Source organism: Erwinia sp. SLM-02 (genome assembly GCF_037450285.1).
Classification (GTDB): domain Bacteria; phylum Pseudomonadota; class Gammaproteobacteria; order Enterobacterales; family Enterobacteriaceae; genus Erwinia.
Map to the genome: position 1 here is coordinate 335,716 of NZ_JAQISN010000003.1, position 18,507 is coordinate 354,222.

The following is an 18,507-nucleotide window of genomic DNA, read 5'->3' on the forward strand; positions in this document are numbered from 1 at the left end:
TCCGATCCTTTAACCATTTATAATCTGTTTTTTACGAAGAGTTAAAGCGAGTATGCTGTGGCTATCTTTAAGCCTAAACTCGAATTAATGGAATCTTCGATGAAAACAGCTCTTAAGCGTCTGCTTAACAATGACGCCACCGGCGGTGTGGTACTGATCCTGGCCGCGGCTGTCGCTATGTTTCTGGCGAACAACAGCGCGACGCAGCAGGACTATCAGGCGCTGCTGGCAATGCCGGTGCAGTTCCGTTTTGGTGAACTTGAAATCAACAAAGATCTCCTGTTGTGGATTAATGACGCACTGATGGCGCTGTTCTTCCTGTTGATTGGTCTTGAGGTCAAACGCGAACTGGTCATGGGGTCGCTGAACAGTCGCGAGCGGGCGATGTTCCCGCTGATCGCCGCGCTGGGCGGGATGCTGGCTCCGGCACTGATCTTTACCGCCTTTAACCATAACGATCCCCTGGCGATCCACGGCTGGGCGATCCCCACCGCCACGGACATCGCTTTTGCGCTGGGGATCCTCGCGCTGCTGGGCAGCCGGGTTCCGGTGCAGTTAAAAATGTTCCTGATGGCGCTGGCGGTGATTGACGACCTCGGTGCGATTGTCATTATCGCCTTCTTCTACACCAGCGACCTTTCGCTGGTTTCGCTGAGCGTGGCGGCGGCCTCCGTTCTGGCGCTGGCGCTGCTGAATCTGTGCGGGGTGCGTAAAACCTCGCTGTACCTGCTGGTTGGGGTGGTGCTGTGGGTGGCGGTACTCAAGTCCGGCGTTCACGCCACGCTGGCCGGGGTCATCGTCGGCTTCTTTATCCCGCTGAAGGGAAAGGGAGAGGTTTCACCGTCGATTGATTTGGCGCACGGATTACAGCCGTGGGTAAGCTGGATCATCCTGCCGCTGTTTGCCTTTGCCAATGCCGGCGTGTCGCTGAGCGGCGTCTCGCTTGACGGCCTGTACTCCGCCGTGCCGCTTGGCATTATCCTCGGCCTGTTCATTGGCAAGCCGCTGGGCATTACGCTGATCTGCTGGCTGGCGGTGAAGCTGAAAATTGCCGCTCTGCCCGAGCGGACCAAAATGGTCGATATCGCCGCCGTTGGCGTGCTGTGCGGGATTGGCTTTACCATGTCTATCTTCATCGCCTCGCTGGCCTTTGATGCGCAGCATGAAGAGATGGTGACGCTGGCTAAGCTGGGCATTTTAACCGGTTCGGTGGTTTCCGCCGTGGTGGGCTATCTGCTGCTGCGGGCGAAGCTCCGGTAGCCTGTGCGGGGGATGAGATGTCGCAGATGAACTTTAACCACCTCTATTACTTCTGGCAGGTCTGTAAAACCGGCTCGGTGGTTAAAGCTGCCGAGGTACTCAACCTCACGCCGCAGACCATTACCGGCCAGCTGAAGGCGCTGGAAGAGCGCCTGCAGGGGCGACTGTTCAAGCGGCAGGGGCGGGGGCTGGTGCCCTCGGAGCTGGGACAGCTGGTTTTTCGCTATGCCGACCGCATGTTTACCCTCAGCCAGGAGATGCTGGATATCGTTAACTACCGCAAGGAAGCGAGCCTGCTGTTTGACGTTGGCGTGGCCGATGCGCTGTCCAAAAAGCTGGTCAGCCAGATTCTGGCCACCGCCGTACAGGAAGCAGAGCCTATCCACCTGCGCTGCTTTGAATCGACTCATGAGCTGCTGCTGGAGCAGCTCAGCGAGCACAAGCTGGATATGATCCTCTCGGACTGCCCGGTGGATTCTTCGCAGCAGGCGGGGCTGTTTTCCGTCAAGCTGGGCGAATGCGGCGTCAGCTTCTGGTGCCACGATGCGCTACCCGAGAGCGCGTTTCCGGCCTGCCTGACCGCAAATAATTTGCTGGTTCCCGGCAGGCGTTCGATGCTGGGGCGCCGGCTGCTGAACTGGTTCCAGTCGCAAAATCTGGACGTGACCATTCTCGGTGAGTTCGATGATGCGGCGCTGATGAAGGCATTTGGAGCCGCGAATCGGGCTATTTTTGTGGCGCCAACGCTGTACGGTAAGGAGAGCTATTACGATGAAGGGATTGTCGAACTGGGAAGACCGGAAGCGGTGGTGGAGGAGTATCACGTGATTTTTGCCGAGCGTATGATCCAGCATCCGGCGGTGCAGCGTATCTGCAATAAGGATTTCAGCGCGCTGTTTGCCGTTTAACAGGCATAAAAAAACCGCCGTAAGGCGGTCTTTTTAACGCGGATCAACAAGCAGGCATTACGCCAGGTTGCCGATCTGTGCAGCCAGGTTTGCTTTATGACGAGCAGCCTTGTTTTTGTGGATCAGGCCTTTAGCTGCCTGGCGGTCCACGATAGGTTGCATTTCATTGAATGCAGCCTGTGCAGCTGCTTTATCGCCAGTAGCGATAGCTGCGTATACTTTCTTAACAAAGGTACGCATCATTGAACGACGGCTAGCGTTGTGCTTACGACGCTTCTCAGACGTTACGGCGCGTTTCTTAGCTGATTTGATATTAGCCAAGGTCCAACTCCCAAATAGTTCTATGAGGACAATTCAAAGGCCGAGGAATATGCCCTTTTCGCCTTCGGTTGTCAATGGATTTGTGCAAATAAGCGCCGATGAAACATTGGCACTTGGTTACGTTTCGATGGCGCAAGATTCTACCAGCATAAGCCCGGCGAATACAGCTTATTCACAAGAAAAAATATAATCCCATGGCCAGCGAGTACCATACAGAATGAAATGGCAGTAAGAAAGCGCGAAAGCCCGCAATCGCGGGTTAACCTTCATCGCTGTACAAGGTATAATCCGCCGATTTCCACAAATTTGAGCCAGCCATGAAGTTTATCCGCGGTATACATAACCTGAGAGAGCAGCATCGCGGCTGCGTACTGGCTATCGGTAATTTCGATGGCGTACACCGCGGTCACCAGGCGCTGCTGGCGCGCCTGTGCGAAGAAGGGCGACAGCGCAATCTGCCGGTGATGGTGATGCTGTTTGAACCCCAGCCGCTGGAGCTTTTTGCGGCTGACGGTGCCCCGGCACGGCTGACCCGCCTGCGTGAAAAAGTGCGTTACCTTGCGCAGGCCGGTATTGATAACGTGCTGTGCGTGCGCTTCGATCGGCGTTTTGCTGCCCATACGGCGCAAAGTTTTATCGCCGATCTGCTGGTCGGCAAGCTCGGCGTACAGTTCCTCGTTGTCGGCGATGATTTCCGCTTTGGCGCTGGTCGCCAGGGCGATTTCCTGTTATTACAGAAGGCTGGCGTCGAATACGGTTTCGATGTCATCAGCACCCAGACATTTTGCGATAATGGCAAACGCATCAGCAGTACGGCGGTACGCCAGGCGCTGGCAGACGATGACCTGGCGCAGGCAGCCGTTTTGCTGGGGCATCCCTTCAGCATTTCCGGTCGCGTGGTCCACGGTGATGCGCTGGGCCGGACTATTGGCTTCCCCACCGCTAACCTGCCGCTTAAGCGCACCGTTTCCCCGGTAAAAGGGGTGTACGCCGTTGAGGTGCTGGGCCTTGGGGAACATCCACTGCCGGGCGTGGCCAATATTGGCACCCGTCCGACGGTTGCCGGGCTGCGTCAGCAGCTGGAAGTGCACCTGCTGGATGTCGCTATCGACCTTTACGGGCGCCATATTGACGTGGTGCTGCGTAAAAAAATTCGCAACGAGCAGCGCTTTGCCTCGCTCGATGCACTGAAAGAGCAAATTGCTAAAGATGTGGTGACTGCCCGCGACTTTTTCGGGCTGAAGACACCGGTTTAAACAGAACTGAAGCGAAATACGGAATCGAGAATCTGATGAGTGACTATAAATCAACCCTGAATTTGCCGGAAACGGGGTTCCCGATGCGTGGCGATCTGGCCAAACGCGAACCGGGAATGCTGCAACGTTGGTATGATGACAACCTGTACGGCATCATCCGCGAAGCCAAAAAAGGGAAAAAAACCTTTATCCTTCATGATGGCCCTCCTTATGCGAACGGCAGCATTCATATTGGTCACTCAGTTAACAAGATTCTGAAAGATATTATCGTTAAGTCGAAAGGCATGGCGGGTTACGATTCGCCGTACGTACCGGGCTGGGACTGCCACGGTCTGCCTATCGAGCACAAAGTTGAGCAGATGATCGGCAAGCCGGGCGAGAAAGTCACCCCGGCCGAGTTCCGTGCTGCCTGCCGCAAATACGCGGCCGAGCAGGTGGAAGGGCAGAAAGCCGACTTCATCCGCCTTGGCGTGCTGGGCGACTGGGATCGCCCGTACCTGACGATGAACTTCAAAACCGAAGCCAACATCATCCGCGCGCTGGGTAAAATCATCGGCAACGGCCACCTGCACAAAGGCGCGAAGCCGGTGCACTGGTGCCTTGACTGCCGCTCTGCGCTGGCGGAAGCCGAAGTTGAGTACTACGACAAAACCTCGCCATCCATCGACGTGATGTTTAACGCCCTGGATGCCGACGCCGTGCGCGCGAAGTTCGGCGTTGCCGCTTCAGAAGGCCCGGTTTCGCTGGTTATCTGGACCACCACCCCGTGGACCATGCCGGCTAACCGCGGTATCTCCCTGCATCCGGAATTCGAGTACCAGATGGTGCAGATCGAAGGCCGCAGCCTGATCCTGGCGAAAGAGCTGGTGGAAAGCGTGATGAAACGCGCGGGCGTTGCAGAGTGGACCGTGCTGGGCGAGTGCAAGGGTGAGGCGCTGGAACTTCAGCTGTTCCAGCATCCGTTCCTTGAGCAGATCCAGTCGAAAGTCGTGCTGGGTGAACACGTTACGCTGGAAGCCGGTACCGGTGCTGTCCATACCGCGCCGGGCCACGGCCCGGATGACTATGTTATCGGTCAGAAATACGGTCTGGAAACCGCTAACCCGGTAGGCCCGGACGGCACCTATCTGCCGGGTACCTATCCGACGCTGGACGGTGTTAACGTCTTTAAAGCCAACGATATGATCGTTGAGCTGCTGAAAGAGAAAGGTGCTCTGCTGCACGTTGAAAAACTGCACCACAGCTACCCGCACTGCTGGCGTCACAAAACGCCGATCATCTTCCGTGCGACCCCGCAGTGGTTTATCAGCATGGATCAGAAAGGCCTGCGCGCGCAGTCGCTGAAAGAGATCAAAGGCGTGCAGTGGATCCCGGACTGGGGCCAGGCGCGTATTGAAGCAATGGTCGCGAACCGCCCTGACTGGTGTATCTCACGTCAGCGTACCTGGGGCGTGCCGATGGCGCTGTTCGTGCATAAAGACACCGAACAGCTGCATCCAGACAGCCTGGCGCTGATGGAAAAAGTGGCGCTGCGCGTAGAGGAAGAAGGTATCCAGGCGTGGTGGGATCTTGACCCGCGTGACCTGATGGGCGATGACGCCGACAACTATGTGAAAGTGCCGGATACGCTGGACGTGTGGTTTGACTCCGGTTCAACCAGCTATTCCGTGGTGGATGCGCGCCCTGAGTTTGGCGGCCATGCACCGGATATGTATCTGGAAGGTTCTGACCAGCACCGCGGCTGGTTTATGTCCTCGCTGATGATTTCTACCGCGATGAAGGGCAAAGCGCCTTACCGTCAGGTACTGACCCACGGTTTCACCGTTGACGGTCAGGGCCGCAAGATGTCCAAATCGCTGGGCAACACGGTATCGCCGCAGGACGTCATGAACAAACTGGGCGCGGATATCCTGCGTCTGTGGGTGGCTTCCACCGACTACTCCGGTGAGATCGCCGTTTCCGACGAAATCCTGAAGCGTTCCGCCGACAGCTATCGCCGTATTCGTAACACCGCGCGCTTCCTGCTGGCTAACCTGGCGGGCTTTAACCCGGAAACCGACCTGGTGAAGCCGGAAGAGATGGTGGTCGTGGATCGCTGGGCCGTAGGCCGTGCGCTGGCAGCGCAGAACGATATCGTTGCCTCTTACGAAGCCTATGATTTCCACGAAGTGGTTCAGCGCCTGATGCAGTTCTGCTCGGTGGAAATGGGGTCCTTCTACCTCGACATCATTAAAGACCGTCAGTACACCGCGAAGGCCGATGGCCTGGCGCGCCGCAGCTGCCAGACCGCGCTGTGGTACATCGCTGAGGCACTGGTGCGCTGGATGGCACCGATCATGTCGTTTACCGCCGATGAGATCTGGGCCTACCTGCCGGGCAAACGCAGCCAGTACGTGTTTACCGAAGAGTGGTTCGATGGCCTGTTCAGCCTGGCGGCGGATGAGTCAATGAACGACGCCTACTGGGCGGACCTGCTGAAAGTGCGTAGCGAAGTGAACAAGGTGCTTGAGCAGGCGCGTGCCGACAAGCGCATTGGTGGTTCACTGGAAGCCAGCGTCACGCTGTATGCCGATGCTGAGCTGGCCGCGAAGCTGAACAGTCTGGGCGAAGAGCTGCGCTTTGTGCTGCTGACCTCCGGCGCTGACGTGGCGGATTACGCCCAGGCGACGAACGATGCCCAGCAGAGCGAAGTTATCAAAGGCCTGAAGATTGCCCTGCATAAAGCAGAAGGTGAGAAGTGCCCGCGTTGCTGGCACTATACCACCGATATCGGCCAGAACGCTGCGCATGCGGACGTTTGTGGTCGCTGTGCCACCAACGTCGCGGGCAGCGGCGAACTGCGTAAGTTTGCATGATGAGCCGGCCCGTTCTTTCTACCGGATTGCGCTGGCTGTGGCTGGTGCTGGTGGTGATTGGCATCGATTTTGCCAGCAAGCAGTGGATTATGAACACGCTGATGCTGCACGAATCGATGCCGGTGATGCCGTTTTTTAACTTCTTTTATGCTCACAACTACGGCGCGGCGTTCAGCTTCCTCGCCGATAAAGGTGGCTGGCAGCGCTGGTTCTTTGCCGGTATTGCTATCGCCATCGTCGTCGTGCTGCTGGTGATGATGTACCGCACCGCGGCGAGCAATAAACTGAATAACATCGCCTATGCGCTGATCGTAGGAGGCGCATTAGGCAACCTGTTCGATCGGGCATATCATGGTTTTGTGGTGGACTTCATCGACTTCTATGTGGGTGACTGGCACTTCGCCACGTTCAATATTGCCGACTGCGCTATCTGTATTGGTGCCGCGCTGGTCGTACTGGAAGGGTTTATCAGCCCGGCCGGTAAACAGGCTAAGAATTAAGGGTAGGGCATGATCGATACTGTAAAGCGCGACAGCTCACTGCTGGTGCATTTCACCTTAAAACTGGCGGACGGTTCTACCGCAGAATCAACGCGTAACAACGGTAAGCCGGCGCTGTTTTGTCTGGGTGACGGCAGCCTGTCCGAGGGGCTGGAAAACCAGCTGATCGGACTGAAGGTGGGTGACAAGCACGCCTTTGCGCTGGAGTCTGAAGACGCTTTCGGCGGCATCAGCCCGGATCTGATCCAGTACTTCTCGCGCCGCGATTTTGTGCAGGCAGGGGAACCGGAGGTCGGCGCTATCATGCTGTTCTCCGGCATGGACGGTAACGAAATGCCCGGCGTGATCCGTGAAGTTTCCGGTGACTCGATCACCGTTGATTTCAATCATCCACTGGCCGGGCAGACTATTCATTTTGACGTAGAAGTGCTGGAGATCGATCCGGTACTGGAGGCGGCGAATGCAGATCCTGTTGGCTAACCCTCGCGGTTTTTGTGCGGGCGTAGATCGCGCTATCAGCATTGTCGAGCGTGCGCTGGAGATGTACGGCGCACCGATTTACGTGCGTCATGAAGTGGTGCACAACCGCTATGTGGTGAACAGCCTGCGCGAGCGTGGTGCGATTTTTATTGAGGAAATCAGTGAGGTGCCGGATGGCTGCATTCTGATTTTCTCCGCCCACGGCGTTTCGCAGGCGGTGCGTGCAGAAGCGAAGGCGCGTGATTTAACCATGCTGTTCGACGCCACCTGTCCGCTGGTGACCAAAGTGCATATGGAAGTGGCGCGTGCCAGCCGTAAGGGCACCGAAGCCATTTTGATTGGTCACGCCGGTCACCCGGAGGTGGAGGGCACCATGGGCCAGTACAATAACCCGAAAGGGGGCATGTACCTGGTTGAGGAGCCGGCCGACGTGTGGAAGCTGCAGGTGAAAGATGAAAATAACCTGAGCTTTATGACGCAGACCACGCTGTCTGTTGATGATACGTATGAAGTGATCGACGCCCTGCGTGCCCGTTTCCCGAAAATCATCGGGCCGCGTAAAGATGATATCTGCTATGCCACCACCAACCGCCAGGAAGCGGTGCGAACGCTGTCGAAGGATGCGGACGTGGTGCTGGTGGTCGGCTCGAAAAACTCGTCCAACTCCAACCGTCTGGCCGAACTGGCGCAGCGTGCCGGTAAGCTGGCGCGGCTGATCGATTCTGCCGATGATATTCAGGAAGAGTGGCTTCAGGGTGCGCGCTGCGTTGGCGTGACCGCGGGGGCTTCTGCACCTGACGTGCTGGTGCAGGAAGTTATCCAGCGGCTGAATCAGCTTGGCGGTGTGGATGCCATTGAGCTGATCGGTCGTGAAGAGAACATCGTGTTTGAAGTGCCGAAAGAGCTGCGCGTTGAGGTTCGGCAGGTCGATTAGTTTGCTGTGATTTCGGTGGCTATCAGATAGGTGGCAGCGAGGACGGGTGGGCTTTGGCCTGGCGGTCCTCGCGCCGGGCTTTGCCCGGTTCCCTCACTGCGTTCGTCAGCCTTTTGGACCGGTGAAGATGGCGCGCCCCTGCGCCAGCTTCACCTCTCGCCAACGTCCTGTTGGCGAGTCCAGCCTTCCTCTCTCCGTTCCGTGCTGCGGATTGCCCTGCCAAAGCCCACCCGTCCTCGCCTCACATTCCGTGTTGCCTGTTGAATACGACCTTATTTGTATTCGTTTCGTTGGATGAAGTCTTCAACGCTGCAGAATTGCGCGTTGAGGTTCGGCAGGTCGATTAGTTCGCTGTGATTTCGATGGCTGTCGGACTGGTGGCTGCGAGGACGGGTTGGCTTTGGCCTGGCGGTCCTCGCGCCGGGCTTCGCCCGGTTCCCTCACTGCGTTCGTCAGCCTTTTGGACCGGTGAAGATGGCGCGTCCCTGCGCCAGCTTCACCTCTCGCCAACGTCCTGTTGGCGAGTCCAGTCTTCCTCTCTCCGCTCCGCGCTGCGGATTGCCCTGCCAAAGCCCGCCCGTCCTCGCCTCACTTTCCGCGTTGCCTGTTGAATACGATCATATATCTGACGTTACCTTTAGACTCGCTACATCCATTGATGAAAGGGTACAGGGCATTCCGCAGCGCTGAGGTGGAGGCAGCAGTCCAGGAGACGGCAACAGGGATAGCCAGAAGCCAGTAAATCTATGAAGCAATAGCCGCATATCTACTCGCTGTATCTGACGCTGTCTTTTAACCGCGACGATATTGATGAAAGGGGGACTGCCTCTGCGGCTGCAGGGCATTCCGCAGCGCTGAGGTGGAGGCAGCAGGCCAGGAGACGGCAACAGGGATGTTGGCGTCAGGAGAAGCTGGTGCAGGGATGCGCCATCTTCTCCGATCCGACAGGCCGGATGCCGTAGCCGAAGGCACCGCAACGCGGCGCGAGAACCGCCCGGAAGCCGCAGAGGCTGTCCCCCCAAGCCAAAGCCATCAGCGACATAAATAACAGCCACGCCATGGTCCAGCCTTCCTCCCAAGCCAAAGCCATCAGCGACAACCTCTGCCCGACCCGTAATAAATCTGTTTTACTGATAATCTGCGCCAGCTGGCGTAAAATTCTAATTATGTGGTTTTAATTGTGGCGCAGAGGTTAACGCGTGGTTAATCTGTATGCGCTTTGCATGCATAGAAATCTGTCAGGAATGAATAATTATGAGTAACGCAGAAATCCGTATCGCCGTGGTGGGAGCCGCAGGGCGTATGGGGCGCCAGCTGATTCAGGCTGCTGTTCAGGCCGATGGCGCTCGCCTGGGGGCCGCCGTGGTGCGTGCCGGATCTTCTCTGGTGGGCAGCGATGCCGGGGAACTGGCCGGCTGTGGCGTACAGGGCGTGAAGATCGGCGACAGCCTGGACGCGGTGGTGAATGACTTCGACGTACTGATCGATTTCACCCGTCCGGAAGCGACGCTGAACTATCTGGAATTTTGCCGTCAGCATAAAAAAGCGATGGTGATTGGCACCACCGGTTTTGATGACGCCGGAAAAGCCGCAATTAAGGCCGCAGCGGAAGATATTGGCATCGTGTTTGCCGCCAACTTCAGCGTCGGTGTGAATCTGGTGCTCAAGCTGCTGGAAAAAGCGGCCAAAGTCATGGGTGAGTACGCGGATATTGAGATTGTCGAAGCCCACCACCGCCATAAAGTGGATGCCCCTTCCGGCACGGCGCTGGCGATGGGTGAAGCCATTGCCGATGCCATGGACTGGGATCTGAATGAGCACGCGGTTTACACCCGTGAAGGGATCACCGGGGAACGTAAGGCGCAGACCATCGGTTTTGCCACCGTTCGCGCGGGCGATATCGTCGGTGAGCATACGGCGATGTTTGCAGATATCGGTGAGCGGGTAGAGATTACCCACAAGGCTTCCAGCCGCATGACCTTTGCTAATGGTGCGGTTAAAGCAGGATTATGGTTGGGTGCGCATAAATCAGGTCTTTTTGATATGAGAAGCGTACTTAATCTTGATGATTTGTAAGCGTTGTAAACCATCGTGATGTGGTTATTTCAATCATAAGGTTATGATTGGCTGGGCAATAATTTTATTGCCCTTTTTATTTTTTAAAAATGAAATCTTATTATCATTTTTCATCCTTAAGACTTATAAGGTTGCCTTTACTCCTCGCAGACTCGCCTTTTTATAAGATTTTTGACCATTTGGTCCACTTTTTCACGTTATGCCATCCGTTTTTATGCATTCACTGGCAGGCAACCGATTTTATTGCCAGGATATGTGGTGTTTTCAGCGTTAATCTTCTTATAAACCAACCAGTGAGTTAAAAAGTGAAGAAAAAGTGCCTCGCAGGGTAGACATTCGCGAGGGCGATCATTAGAATGCGCGCAATTTGCCAAAAACTGAGCAATCAGGCAGTTTTTGCATTGATTCGGCTCTATTACTGAATTAATATGCAGATATTGTGATTGTTTATTCCCTGGAGGATGTTTTGATTAAGTCAGCGCTCTTGGTTCTGGAAGACGGAACCCAATTCCACGGTCGGGCCATCGGGGCAACCGGATCGGCAGTGGGAGAAGTTGTTTTCAACACTTCAATGACCGGTTATCAAGAAATCCTCACTGATCCTTCCTATTCCCGCCAAATCGTTACTCTTACTTATCCCCATATCGGCAATGTCGGCACCAACGCCGCTGACGCAGAATCGACTCAGGTACATGCACAGGGTCTGGTGATCCGTGACCTGCCGCTGATTGCCAGCAACTACCGCAATGAAGAAGGGCTGACCGACTATCTGGTCCGCAACAACATTGTCGCTATTGCCGATATCGATACGCGTAAGCTGACTCGTCTGCTGCGCGAAAAAGGGGCGCAGAACGGCTGCATTATTGCCGGAGATGCACCGGACGCCACCGTGGCGCTGGAAAAAGCGAAAGCGTTCCCTGGCCTGAAAGGCATGGACCTGGCGAAAGAAGTCACCACCCCGGAAGCCTACAGCTGGCAGCAGGGCAGCTGGACGCTGGAAGGCGACCTGCCTGCGGTCAAAGCGGAAGGCGAGCTGCCGTTCCACGTGGTGGCCTACGATTACGGCGTGAAGCGCAATATCCTGCGCATGCTGGTGGATCGCGGCTGCCGCCTGACCGTGGTGCCTGCGCAGACTCCGGCTGAAGACGTACTGAAGCTGAACCCGGACGGCATTTTCCTCTCCAACGGTCCCGGTGACCCGGAGCCGTGCGACTACGCCATCACCGCGATTAAGCGCTTCCTGGAAACCGATATCCCGGTATTTGGCATCTGCCTCGGCCACCAGCTGCTGGCCCTGGCCAGCGGTGCAAAAACCGTCAAGATGAAACTCGGCCACCACGGCGGCAACCACCCGGTGAAAGATCACGATAAAAACACCGTGATGATTACCGCTCAGAACCACGGCTTCGCCGTTGATGACAGCAACCTGCCGGCAAATCTGCGCGTGACTCATACCTCACTGTTTGACCACACGGTCCAGGGTATTCACCGCACGGATAAAGCAGCCTTCAGCTTCCAGGGACACCCTGAAGCCAGCCCGGGCCCGCACGATGCTGCCCCCCTGTTCGATCACTTTATCGAACTGATTGAAGCTTACCGTTCCAGCGCGAAATAAGGTCAGGAGAGAGAGAAATGCCAAAACGTACAGACATAAAAAGTATCCTGATCATTGGCGCAGGTCCTATCGTTATCGGTCAGGCCTGTGAGTTTGACTATTCCGGTGCGCAGGCGTGTAAGGCGCTGCGTGAAGAGGGCTACCGCGTTATCCTGGTGAACTCTAACCCGGCCACCATCATGACCGACCCGGATATGGCCGATGCAACCTACATCGAGCCAATTAACTGGGAAGTGGTGCGCAAAATCATCGAAAAAGAGCGCCCGGATGCGGTACTGCCAACCATGGGCGGCCAGACGGCGCTGAACTGTGCGCTGGAGCTGGAGCGCCGCGGCGTGCTGGAAGAGTTCGGTGTGACCATGATTGGTGCCACCGCCGATGCGATTGATAAAGCAGAAGACCGTCGCCGCTTCGACGTGGCGATGAAAAGCATCGGCCTGGACACCGCGCGTTCCGGTATTGCACATAATATGGAAGAAGCGCTGGCGGTTGCCGCCGACGTGGGCTTCCCGTGCATCATTCGTCCTTCCTTCACCATGGGCGGCACCGGCGGCGGTATCGCCTACAACCGCGAAGAGTTCGAAGAGATCTGCGAACGCGGTCTGGATCTGTCGCCAACCAACGAGCTGCTGATTGATGAGTCGCTGATTGGCTGGAAAGAGTACGAGATGGAAGTGGTACGTGATAAAAACGACAACTGCATCATCGTCTGCTCAATTGAAAACTTCGATGCCATGGGCATCCACACCGGTGACTCCATTACCGTTGCGCCAGCACAGACGCTGACCGACAAAGAGTACCAGATCATGCGTAACGCCTCGCTGGCTGTACTGCGTGAAATCGGCGTGGAAACCGGTGGCTCCAACGTGCAGTTCTCCGTAAACCCGGAAAACGGCCGCCTGATCGTGATTGAGATGAACCCGCGCGTATCACGTTCTTCCGCGCTGGCATCGAAAGCGACCGGCTTCCCGATTGCAAAAATCGCGGCCAAGCTGGCGGTGGGCTTCACCCTTGATGAGCTGACCAACGACATCACAGGCGGTCTGACCCCGGCGTCGTTCGAACCGTCCATCGACTACGTGGTGACCAAGATCCCTCGCTTCAACTTTGAGAAGTTTGCCGGTGCTAACGACCGTCTGACCACGCAGATGAAATCCGTGGGTGAAGTGATGGCGATTGGCCGTACCCTGCAGGAATCCATGCAGAAGGCGCTGCGCGGTCTGGAAGTGGGCGCTAACGGCTTCGACCCGAAAGTTGACCTCAACGATGCGGAAGCGATGACCGTCATTCGCCGCGAGCTGAAAGACGCCGGTTCTGACCGTATCTGGTACATCGCCGACGCCTTCCGCGCCGGAATGACCGTGGAAGACGTGTTTGCACTGACCAACGTGGATCGCTGGTTCCTGGTGCAGATTGAAGAGCTGGTTCAGCTGGAGCAGCAGGTGGCGAAAGTGGGCCTGAACGGCCTGACCTACGACTTCCTGCGCACCCTGAAGCGTAAAGGCTTTGCCGATGCGCGCCTGGCCGACGTTGCCGGTGTGACCGAGTCTGAAATTCGTAAACTGCGCGAGCAGCACAACCTGCACCCGGTGTACAAACGTGTGGATACCTGTGCGGCCGAATTCTCGACCGACACCGCCTACATGTACTCCACCTATGAAGAAGAGTGCGAAGCGAACCCGAATCAGGATCGCGACAAAATCATGGTGCTGGGCGGCGGTCCAAACCGTATCGGGCAGGGTATCGAATTCGACTACTGCTGCGTACACGCCTCGCTGGCACTGCGCGAAGACGGTTTCGAAACCATTATGGTTAACTGTAACCCGGAAACCGTTTCCACCGACTACGACACCTCAGACCGCCTGTACTTCGAACCGGTGACCCTGGAAGACGTGCTGGAAATCGTGCGCATCGAGAAGCCGAAAGGCGTGATCGTGCAGTACGGCGGCCAGACTCCGCTGAAGCTGGCGCGTGCGCTGGAAGCCGCAGGCGTGCCGGTAATCGGCACCAGCCCGGACGCGATTGACCGTGCCGAAGACCGTGAGCGTTTCCAGCAGGCGGTTGACCGCCTGGCGCTGAAGCAGCCGGCTAACGCCACCGTCACCACCATCGAAATGGCGGTAGAGAAAGCGGCAACCATCGGCTATCCGCTGGTGGTGCGTCCTTCCTACGTGCTGGGCGGCCGGGCGATGGAAATCGTTTACGACGAAATCGACCTGAAGCGCTACTTCACCACCGCGGTTTCCGTGTCTAACGACGCGCCGGTGCTGCTGGACCGCTTCCTGGACGACGCGGTAGAAGTGGACGTGGATGCCATCTGCGACGGCGAACAGGTGCTGATTGGCGGCATCATGGAACACATCGAACAGGCTGGCGTGCACTCCGGTGACTCCGCCTGCTCCCTGCCGGCCTATACGCTGAGCAAGGAAATTCAGGATGTGATGCGTCAGCAGGTTGAGAAGCTGGCCTTTGAGCTGGGCGTACGCGGCCTGATGAACGTGCAGTTTGCGGTGAAGGATAACGAAGTTTACCTGATTGAGGTTAACCCACGTGCTGCCCGTACCGTGCCGTTCGTCTCGAAAGCCACCAGCGTGCCGCTGGCGAAAGTGGCCGCACGCGTCATGGCCGGTAAAACGCTGGCAGAGCAGGGCGTGACGGAAGAAATCATCCCGCCGTACTTCTCGGTGAAAGAAGTGGTGCTGCCGTTCAACAAGTTCCAGGGCGTTGACCCTATCCTTGGCCCGGAAATGCGCTCTACCGGTGAAGTGATGGGCGTGGGCCGCACCTTCGCTGAAGCCTTCAGCAAAGCGATGCTGGGCGCGCAGAGCAACATGAAGAAGAGCGGTCGTGCGCTGCTGTCGGTGCGCGAGGGCGATAAGAAACGTATCGTTGAGCTGGCGCGTCGTCTGCTGGACTTCGGCTTTGAGCTGGATGCCACCGAAGGCACCGCCGCGGTGCTGCACGCTGCCGGCATCGACGTGCGCCGCGTTAACAAGGTACACGAAGGTCGTCCGCACATTCAGGACCGCGTGAAGAACGGTGAGTACGTTTACATCGTCAACACCACCGCCGGCCGCCAGGCGATTGAGGACTCCAAGCTGATCCGCCGCAGTGCGCTGCAGTACAAAGTGCACTACGACACGACGCTGAACGGTGCTTTCGCCACGACGAACTCGCTGAACGCCAGCGCGATCGACCAGGTTATCTCGGTGCAGGAAATGCACGCGCAGATTAACGGCTAATCCCGACTGCCGTGACCACAAACCCTCGCCCCGGCGAGGGTTTTTTTTTATCTGCCCGATGATTCTCCTGGAGATGGCGGGTTTTGTGATCTCGTGGGTTGCAACAATCTCCCTGCGTTATAGGATTGCCCGGGTTGGTTAGATTGTCAGGTGCTGAATGAACAGCCTGTTGTATATCAAGAGTAATAGGGAAATTAATAATGAACAAAATCGTCCTGGCGACGTTAATTGCTGCCGTTATGTCTCCACTGGCCCTGGCTGCAAAAGATGTCACCACCAAACCTGATGTTTACTTCCTGAAAGAGTCACAATCCATTGACAGCCTGGCGCTGCTTCCTCCTCCACCTGCGGTGGACAGCATTGAGTTTCTGAATGACAAAACCCAGTACGACGCGGGAAAAATGCTGCGTAACACCCCACGCGGTAAGCAGGCCTGGAAAGATGCGAACGTTGAGGGAGACGGCGTGGCAGAAGCGTTTTCAGACGCATATGGCATGCCCATCAGCAAAGAAAAAACGCCCGAATTAAACCGGCTGGTCAAAAAAATGCGTGAGGATGCGGGCGATCTTGCCACCCGCAGCGCCAAAGAGCACTACATGCGTATCCGTCCGTTCGCCTTTTACCATGAGGCGACCTGCCGCTCAGACGAAGAAGGAAAACTGTCAACCAACGGGTCTTATCCTTCCGGGCATACCACCATCGGCTGGGCTACCGCGCTGGTGCTGTCCGAAATTAACCCTGACCGGCAGGGCCAGATCCTGCAGCGGGGCTATGAGATGGGGCAGAGCCGGGTGATCTGCGGATATCACTGGCAAAGCGATGTGACGGCCGCCCGCGTGGTGGCGTCAGCCATTGTCGCGCGTCTGCATGCGGAACCGGCTTTTGTCAGCCAGCTGCAGAAAGCCAAAGATGAATTCACGCGTCTGCAGGGCAGCACCCACTAATTCACCTCCCCTTTTGCATGCCACCGTTTACCAGCGGCCCCGTCTGTAGGGGCCGCTGCCTGCGCATTCCCTGCGCAACTCACGTGAAATTTGCACTCTTGCCGATCAGAGGATTTTCTTATTCCTCACCTCTTTCCTTATAAATCAGCACGTTAATTTTTGGCATCAAAATTGCCTTATCTGAATCAGGTTGAGTTGTTGGACCAATTTCAGGAGGCAGCATGTCATTACTTCCCGCCGCACTGGCACCGATAGCCGTACAGCACAGCGACGTGCTGGTCCTCGATGCGCTGACGCGCTACGTGGCGCAGTCAGGCATGCAGGTCGGTGAGCGGCTACCGCCGGAGCGTGTGCTGGCAGAGCAGCTTGCCGTCAGCCGCAATACGGTCCGCGAAGCGCTGAAGCGCTGGGAAACGCTGGGCATTATCGTGCGGCGTAAGGGCAGCGGCACTTTTCTGCAGGCCGAGGTCACCAGCAATGACAGTTTCCTTTCGCTGCGCTTTAAAAACGATTCACAAAACATGCTGCACGCGCTGGAGGTCCGTCGAATTATCGAGGCCGAATCCTGCGCGCTGGCGGCGGTGCGCGCCACGGCGGATGACCTGCTGCTGATTGAGCGGCGGCTTCAGGAAATGGAGCGCGTCCATCTGGCGGTCGGGTCCGCCGGCGCGGAGGACTGGCTGTTTCACGCCAGTATTTACCAGGCGGCGCACAACCCGCTGCTATTGCACATGGTGGTGGGGCTGTACGACACCCTGCACGCCTTCTTTGAATCCCCGCCCGAACAGGCGCTGTTCAGCGACTCTTTCCCGCTGCACCGCACGCTGTTTGAGGCCATACAGCAGCGCGATGCCGGTGAGGCAAAGCGCGTCAGCCATCTGATCCTCGACATAACCGAACGTGACATGAAGGACGTGATCCATGCAGCCAGAAAAGCGTAGTGACCAGACCCAGCTCACCCACGATGCCCGCCATGACAAAGGGGCCGTTTCGCCGCCGATTTACCAGTCCTCGCTGTTCAGCTTCAGCGATTACGACAGCATGATTGCCCGCTTTCGCGGCGACAGCGACCAGCCGCTCTATTCCCGTGTTGATAATCCGACGGTGAAAGAACTGCAGGAAAAGGTGGCGAAGCTGGAACAGGGGGAAGCCTGCCTGGCGTTCAGCAGCGGCATGGCGGCGATCAGCAATGCCATTCTCAGCGTGGTTTCACCCGGTGACAAGGTGGTGTGCATCAATCACGTCTACCCGGATACCTACCGTTTTCTGCGCGGCTTCTGCCAGCGTTTTCGTATCCGCAGCGAGTTCGTCGACGGCGAGTCGCTCGAGTCGGTCAAAGCGGCGCTGTCCGGCGCCAAACTGCTGTATCTGGAAAGCCCGAGCAGCTGGGTGATGGGCGAGCAGGATCTGCGATCGCTGGCCGAGCTGGCGCAGTCGATGGGTGTCACCACGATTATCGACAACAGCTGGGCATCGCCGCTGTATCAAAAACCGCTGACGCTGGGCGTGGATATCGTGGTGCATTCCGCCTCGAAATACATCAGCGGCCACAGCGATGTGGTGGCCGGGCTGGTGATTGCCAGCCGCGAGCGCATTACCGCTATCACCAGCGGCGTCAGCCCCTTCCTCGGCGGCAAGCTGTCGGCCAACGAGGCCTGGCTGTTGATCCGCGGCCTGCGCACGCTGCCGCTGCGCATGCGTCAGCACCAGGAGAGCGCGCTGAGTATTGCCCGTCGGCTGCTGGCGCATCCGCAGGTGACCCGTGTTTATCACCCCGGTCTTGAACCTCTGCCTTCCTCCGCCCTCACCGGCTACAGCGGGTTGTTCGCCTTCGAGCTGGATGAATCGGTAGATATTCCCCGCTTCTGCAATGCGCTTGGTCTGTTCCATATGGGCGTGAGCTGGGGCGGTTTTGAAAGCCTGGTGATGCCGGCGATTTCGGTACTTAACCAGGCCGGGGAGTTTAATTCCGCTCGCGATTTTGGCGTATCGCCCCGTGTGGTGCGCGTCTCTGTCGGCCTGGAAGAGACGGAAGAGCTGTGGCTCGACCTGCAGCAGGCGATTGCCGCCGCACGCTAACCCCGCCCGGCGGGACATTTCATCTAACCAGAGGTCA

The 18,507-nt window shown here is 57.2% G+C and carries 15 protein-coding genes; 13 read left to right on the forward strand and 2 right to left on the reverse strand.

The features are described 5' to 3' along the window. The first annotated feature begins 99 nt into the window (after window positions 1–99). On the forward strand, window positions 100–1,260 hold the full coding sequence (nhaA, locus tag PGH32_RS18420) for a Na+/H+ antiporter NhaA (RefSeq protein ID WP_314421517.1): 1,161 nt from the start codon (window positions 100–102) through the stop codon (window positions 1,258–1,260). A 17-nt stretch (window positions 1,261–1,277) separates the two neighbouring features. Then, window positions 1,278–2,168: a transcriptional activator NhaR gene (nhaR, locus tag PGH32_RS18425; protein ID WP_337894785.1), complete on the forward strand. Its 891-nt coding sequence runs from the start codon at window positions 1,278–1,280 to the stop codon at window positions 2,166–2,168. 57 nt (window positions 2,169–2,225) lie between these two features. Here nhaR and rpsT read toward each other — a convergent pair whose 3' ends face one another. Then, entirely contained in the window at window positions 2,226–2,489 is a 264-nt protein-coding gene (rpsT, locus tag PGH32_RS18430) for a 30S ribosomal protein S20 (protein WP_123336463.1), read from the reverse strand. Between the two features lie 317 nt (window positions 2,490–2,806). Here rpsT and ribF point away from each other — a divergent pair, with 317 nt between their 5' ends. The 5 genes from ribF to ispH are packed head-to-tail and all read left to right on the forward strand — an operon-like array spanning window position 2,807 to window position 8,514. Beyond that, window positions 2,807–3,745, forward strand: a complete 939-nt coding sequence (ribF, locus tag PGH32_RS18435) for a bifunctional riboflavin kinase/FAD synthetase (protein ID WP_314421510.1) — start codon at window positions 2,807–2,809, stop codon at window positions 3,743–3,745. A 35-nt stretch (window positions 3,746–3,780) separates the two neighbouring features. After that, complete coding sequence (ileS, locus tag PGH32_RS18440; protein ID WP_314421508.1) at window positions 3,781–6,600, forward strand: isoleucine--tRNA ligase; 2,820 nt, start codon at window positions 3,781–3,783, stop codon at window positions 6,598–6,600. Next, window positions 6,597–7,100 carry a signal peptidase II gene (gene lspA / locus PGH32_RS18445; RefSeq protein ID WP_337894786.1) on the forward strand — a complete coding sequence of 168 codons (504 nt, stop codon included), beginning with the start codon at window positions 6,597–6,599 and terminating at the stop codon, window positions 7,098–7,100. Before ileS ends, lspA begins: the two co-directional genes overlap by 4 nt. A gap of 9 nt (window positions 7,101–7,109) precedes the next feature. Then, window positions 7,110–7,580 carry an FKBP-type peptidyl-prolyl cis-trans isomerase gene (fkpB, locus tag PGH32_RS18450; protein WP_314421495.1) on the forward strand — a complete coding sequence of 157 codons (471 nt, stop codon included), beginning with the start codon at window positions 7,110–7,112 and terminating at the stop codon, window positions 7,578–7,580. After that, window positions 7,561–8,514, forward strand: coding sequence for a 4-hydroxy-3-methylbut-2-enyl diphosphate reductase (gene ispH, locus PGH32_RS18455; protein ID WP_314421491.1), 954 nt, complete (start codon window positions 7,561–7,563; stop codon window positions 8,512–8,514). Before fkpB ends, ispH begins: the two co-directional genes overlap by 20 nt. A 901-nt stretch (window positions 8,515–9,415) precedes the next feature. On the opposite strand, the gene PGH32_RS18460 is transcribed toward ispH, so the two are convergent. Further along, window positions 9,416–9,574, reverse strand: coding sequence for a hypothetical protein (locus tag PGH32_RS18460; protein ID WP_337894787.1), 159 nt, complete (start codon window positions 9,572–9,574; stop codon window positions 9,416–9,418). Window positions 9,575–9,768: 194 nt separating this feature from the next. Here PGH32_RS18460 and dapB point away from each other — a divergent pair, with 194 nt between their 5' ends. The 6 genes from dapB (at window position 9,769) to PGH32_RS18490 (ending at window position 18,470) form a co-directional block, all read left to right on the forward strand. Continuing rightward, window positions 9,769–10,590, forward strand: a complete 822-nt coding sequence (dapB, locus tag PGH32_RS18465) for a 4-hydroxy-tetrahydrodipicolinate reductase (protein ID WP_337894788.1) — start codon at window positions 9,769–9,771, stop codon at window positions 10,588–10,590. A gap of 466 nt (window positions 10,591–11,056) precedes the next feature. Continuing rightward, complete coding sequence (gene carA / locus PGH32_RS18470; protein ID WP_443112804.1) at window positions 11,057–12,205, forward strand: glutamine-hydrolyzing carbamoyl-phosphate synthase small subunit; 1,149 nt, start codon at window positions 11,057–11,059, stop codon at window positions 12,203–12,205. A gap of 17 nt (window positions 12,206–12,222) precedes the next feature. Next, a complete protein-coding gene (gene carB / locus PGH32_RS18475; protein ID WP_314421478.1) occupies window positions 12,223–15,447 on the forward strand; it encodes a carbamoyl-phosphate synthase large subunit in 3,225 nt (1,074 codons plus the stop codon). Between the two features lie 200 nt (window positions 15,448–15,647). Then, the gene (locus PGH32_RS18480) at window positions 15,648–16,391 is read left to right on the forward strand and encodes an acid phosphatase (protein WP_314421462.1); all 744 of its coding nucleotides are present in this window, start codon (window positions 15,648–15,650) and stop codon (window positions 16,389–16,391) included. Between the two features lie 221 nt (window positions 16,392–16,612). Beyond that, the gene (locus PGH32_RS18485; protein WP_337894790.1) at window positions 16,613–17,332 is read left to right on the forward strand and encodes a FadR/GntR family transcriptional regulator; all 720 of its coding nucleotides are present in this window, start codon (window positions 16,613–16,615) and stop codon (window positions 17,330–17,332) included. After that, window positions 17,313–18,470 carry a PLP-dependent transferase gene (locus tag PGH32_RS18490; RefSeq protein WP_314421454.1) on the forward strand — a complete coding sequence of 386 codons (1,158 nt, stop codon included), beginning with the start codon at window positions 17,313–17,315 and terminating at the stop codon, window positions 18,468–18,470. The genes PGH32_RS18485 and PGH32_RS18490 overlap by 20 nt, the downstream gene beginning before the upstream one ends. Window positions 18,471–18,507 lie beyond the last annotated feature (37 nt).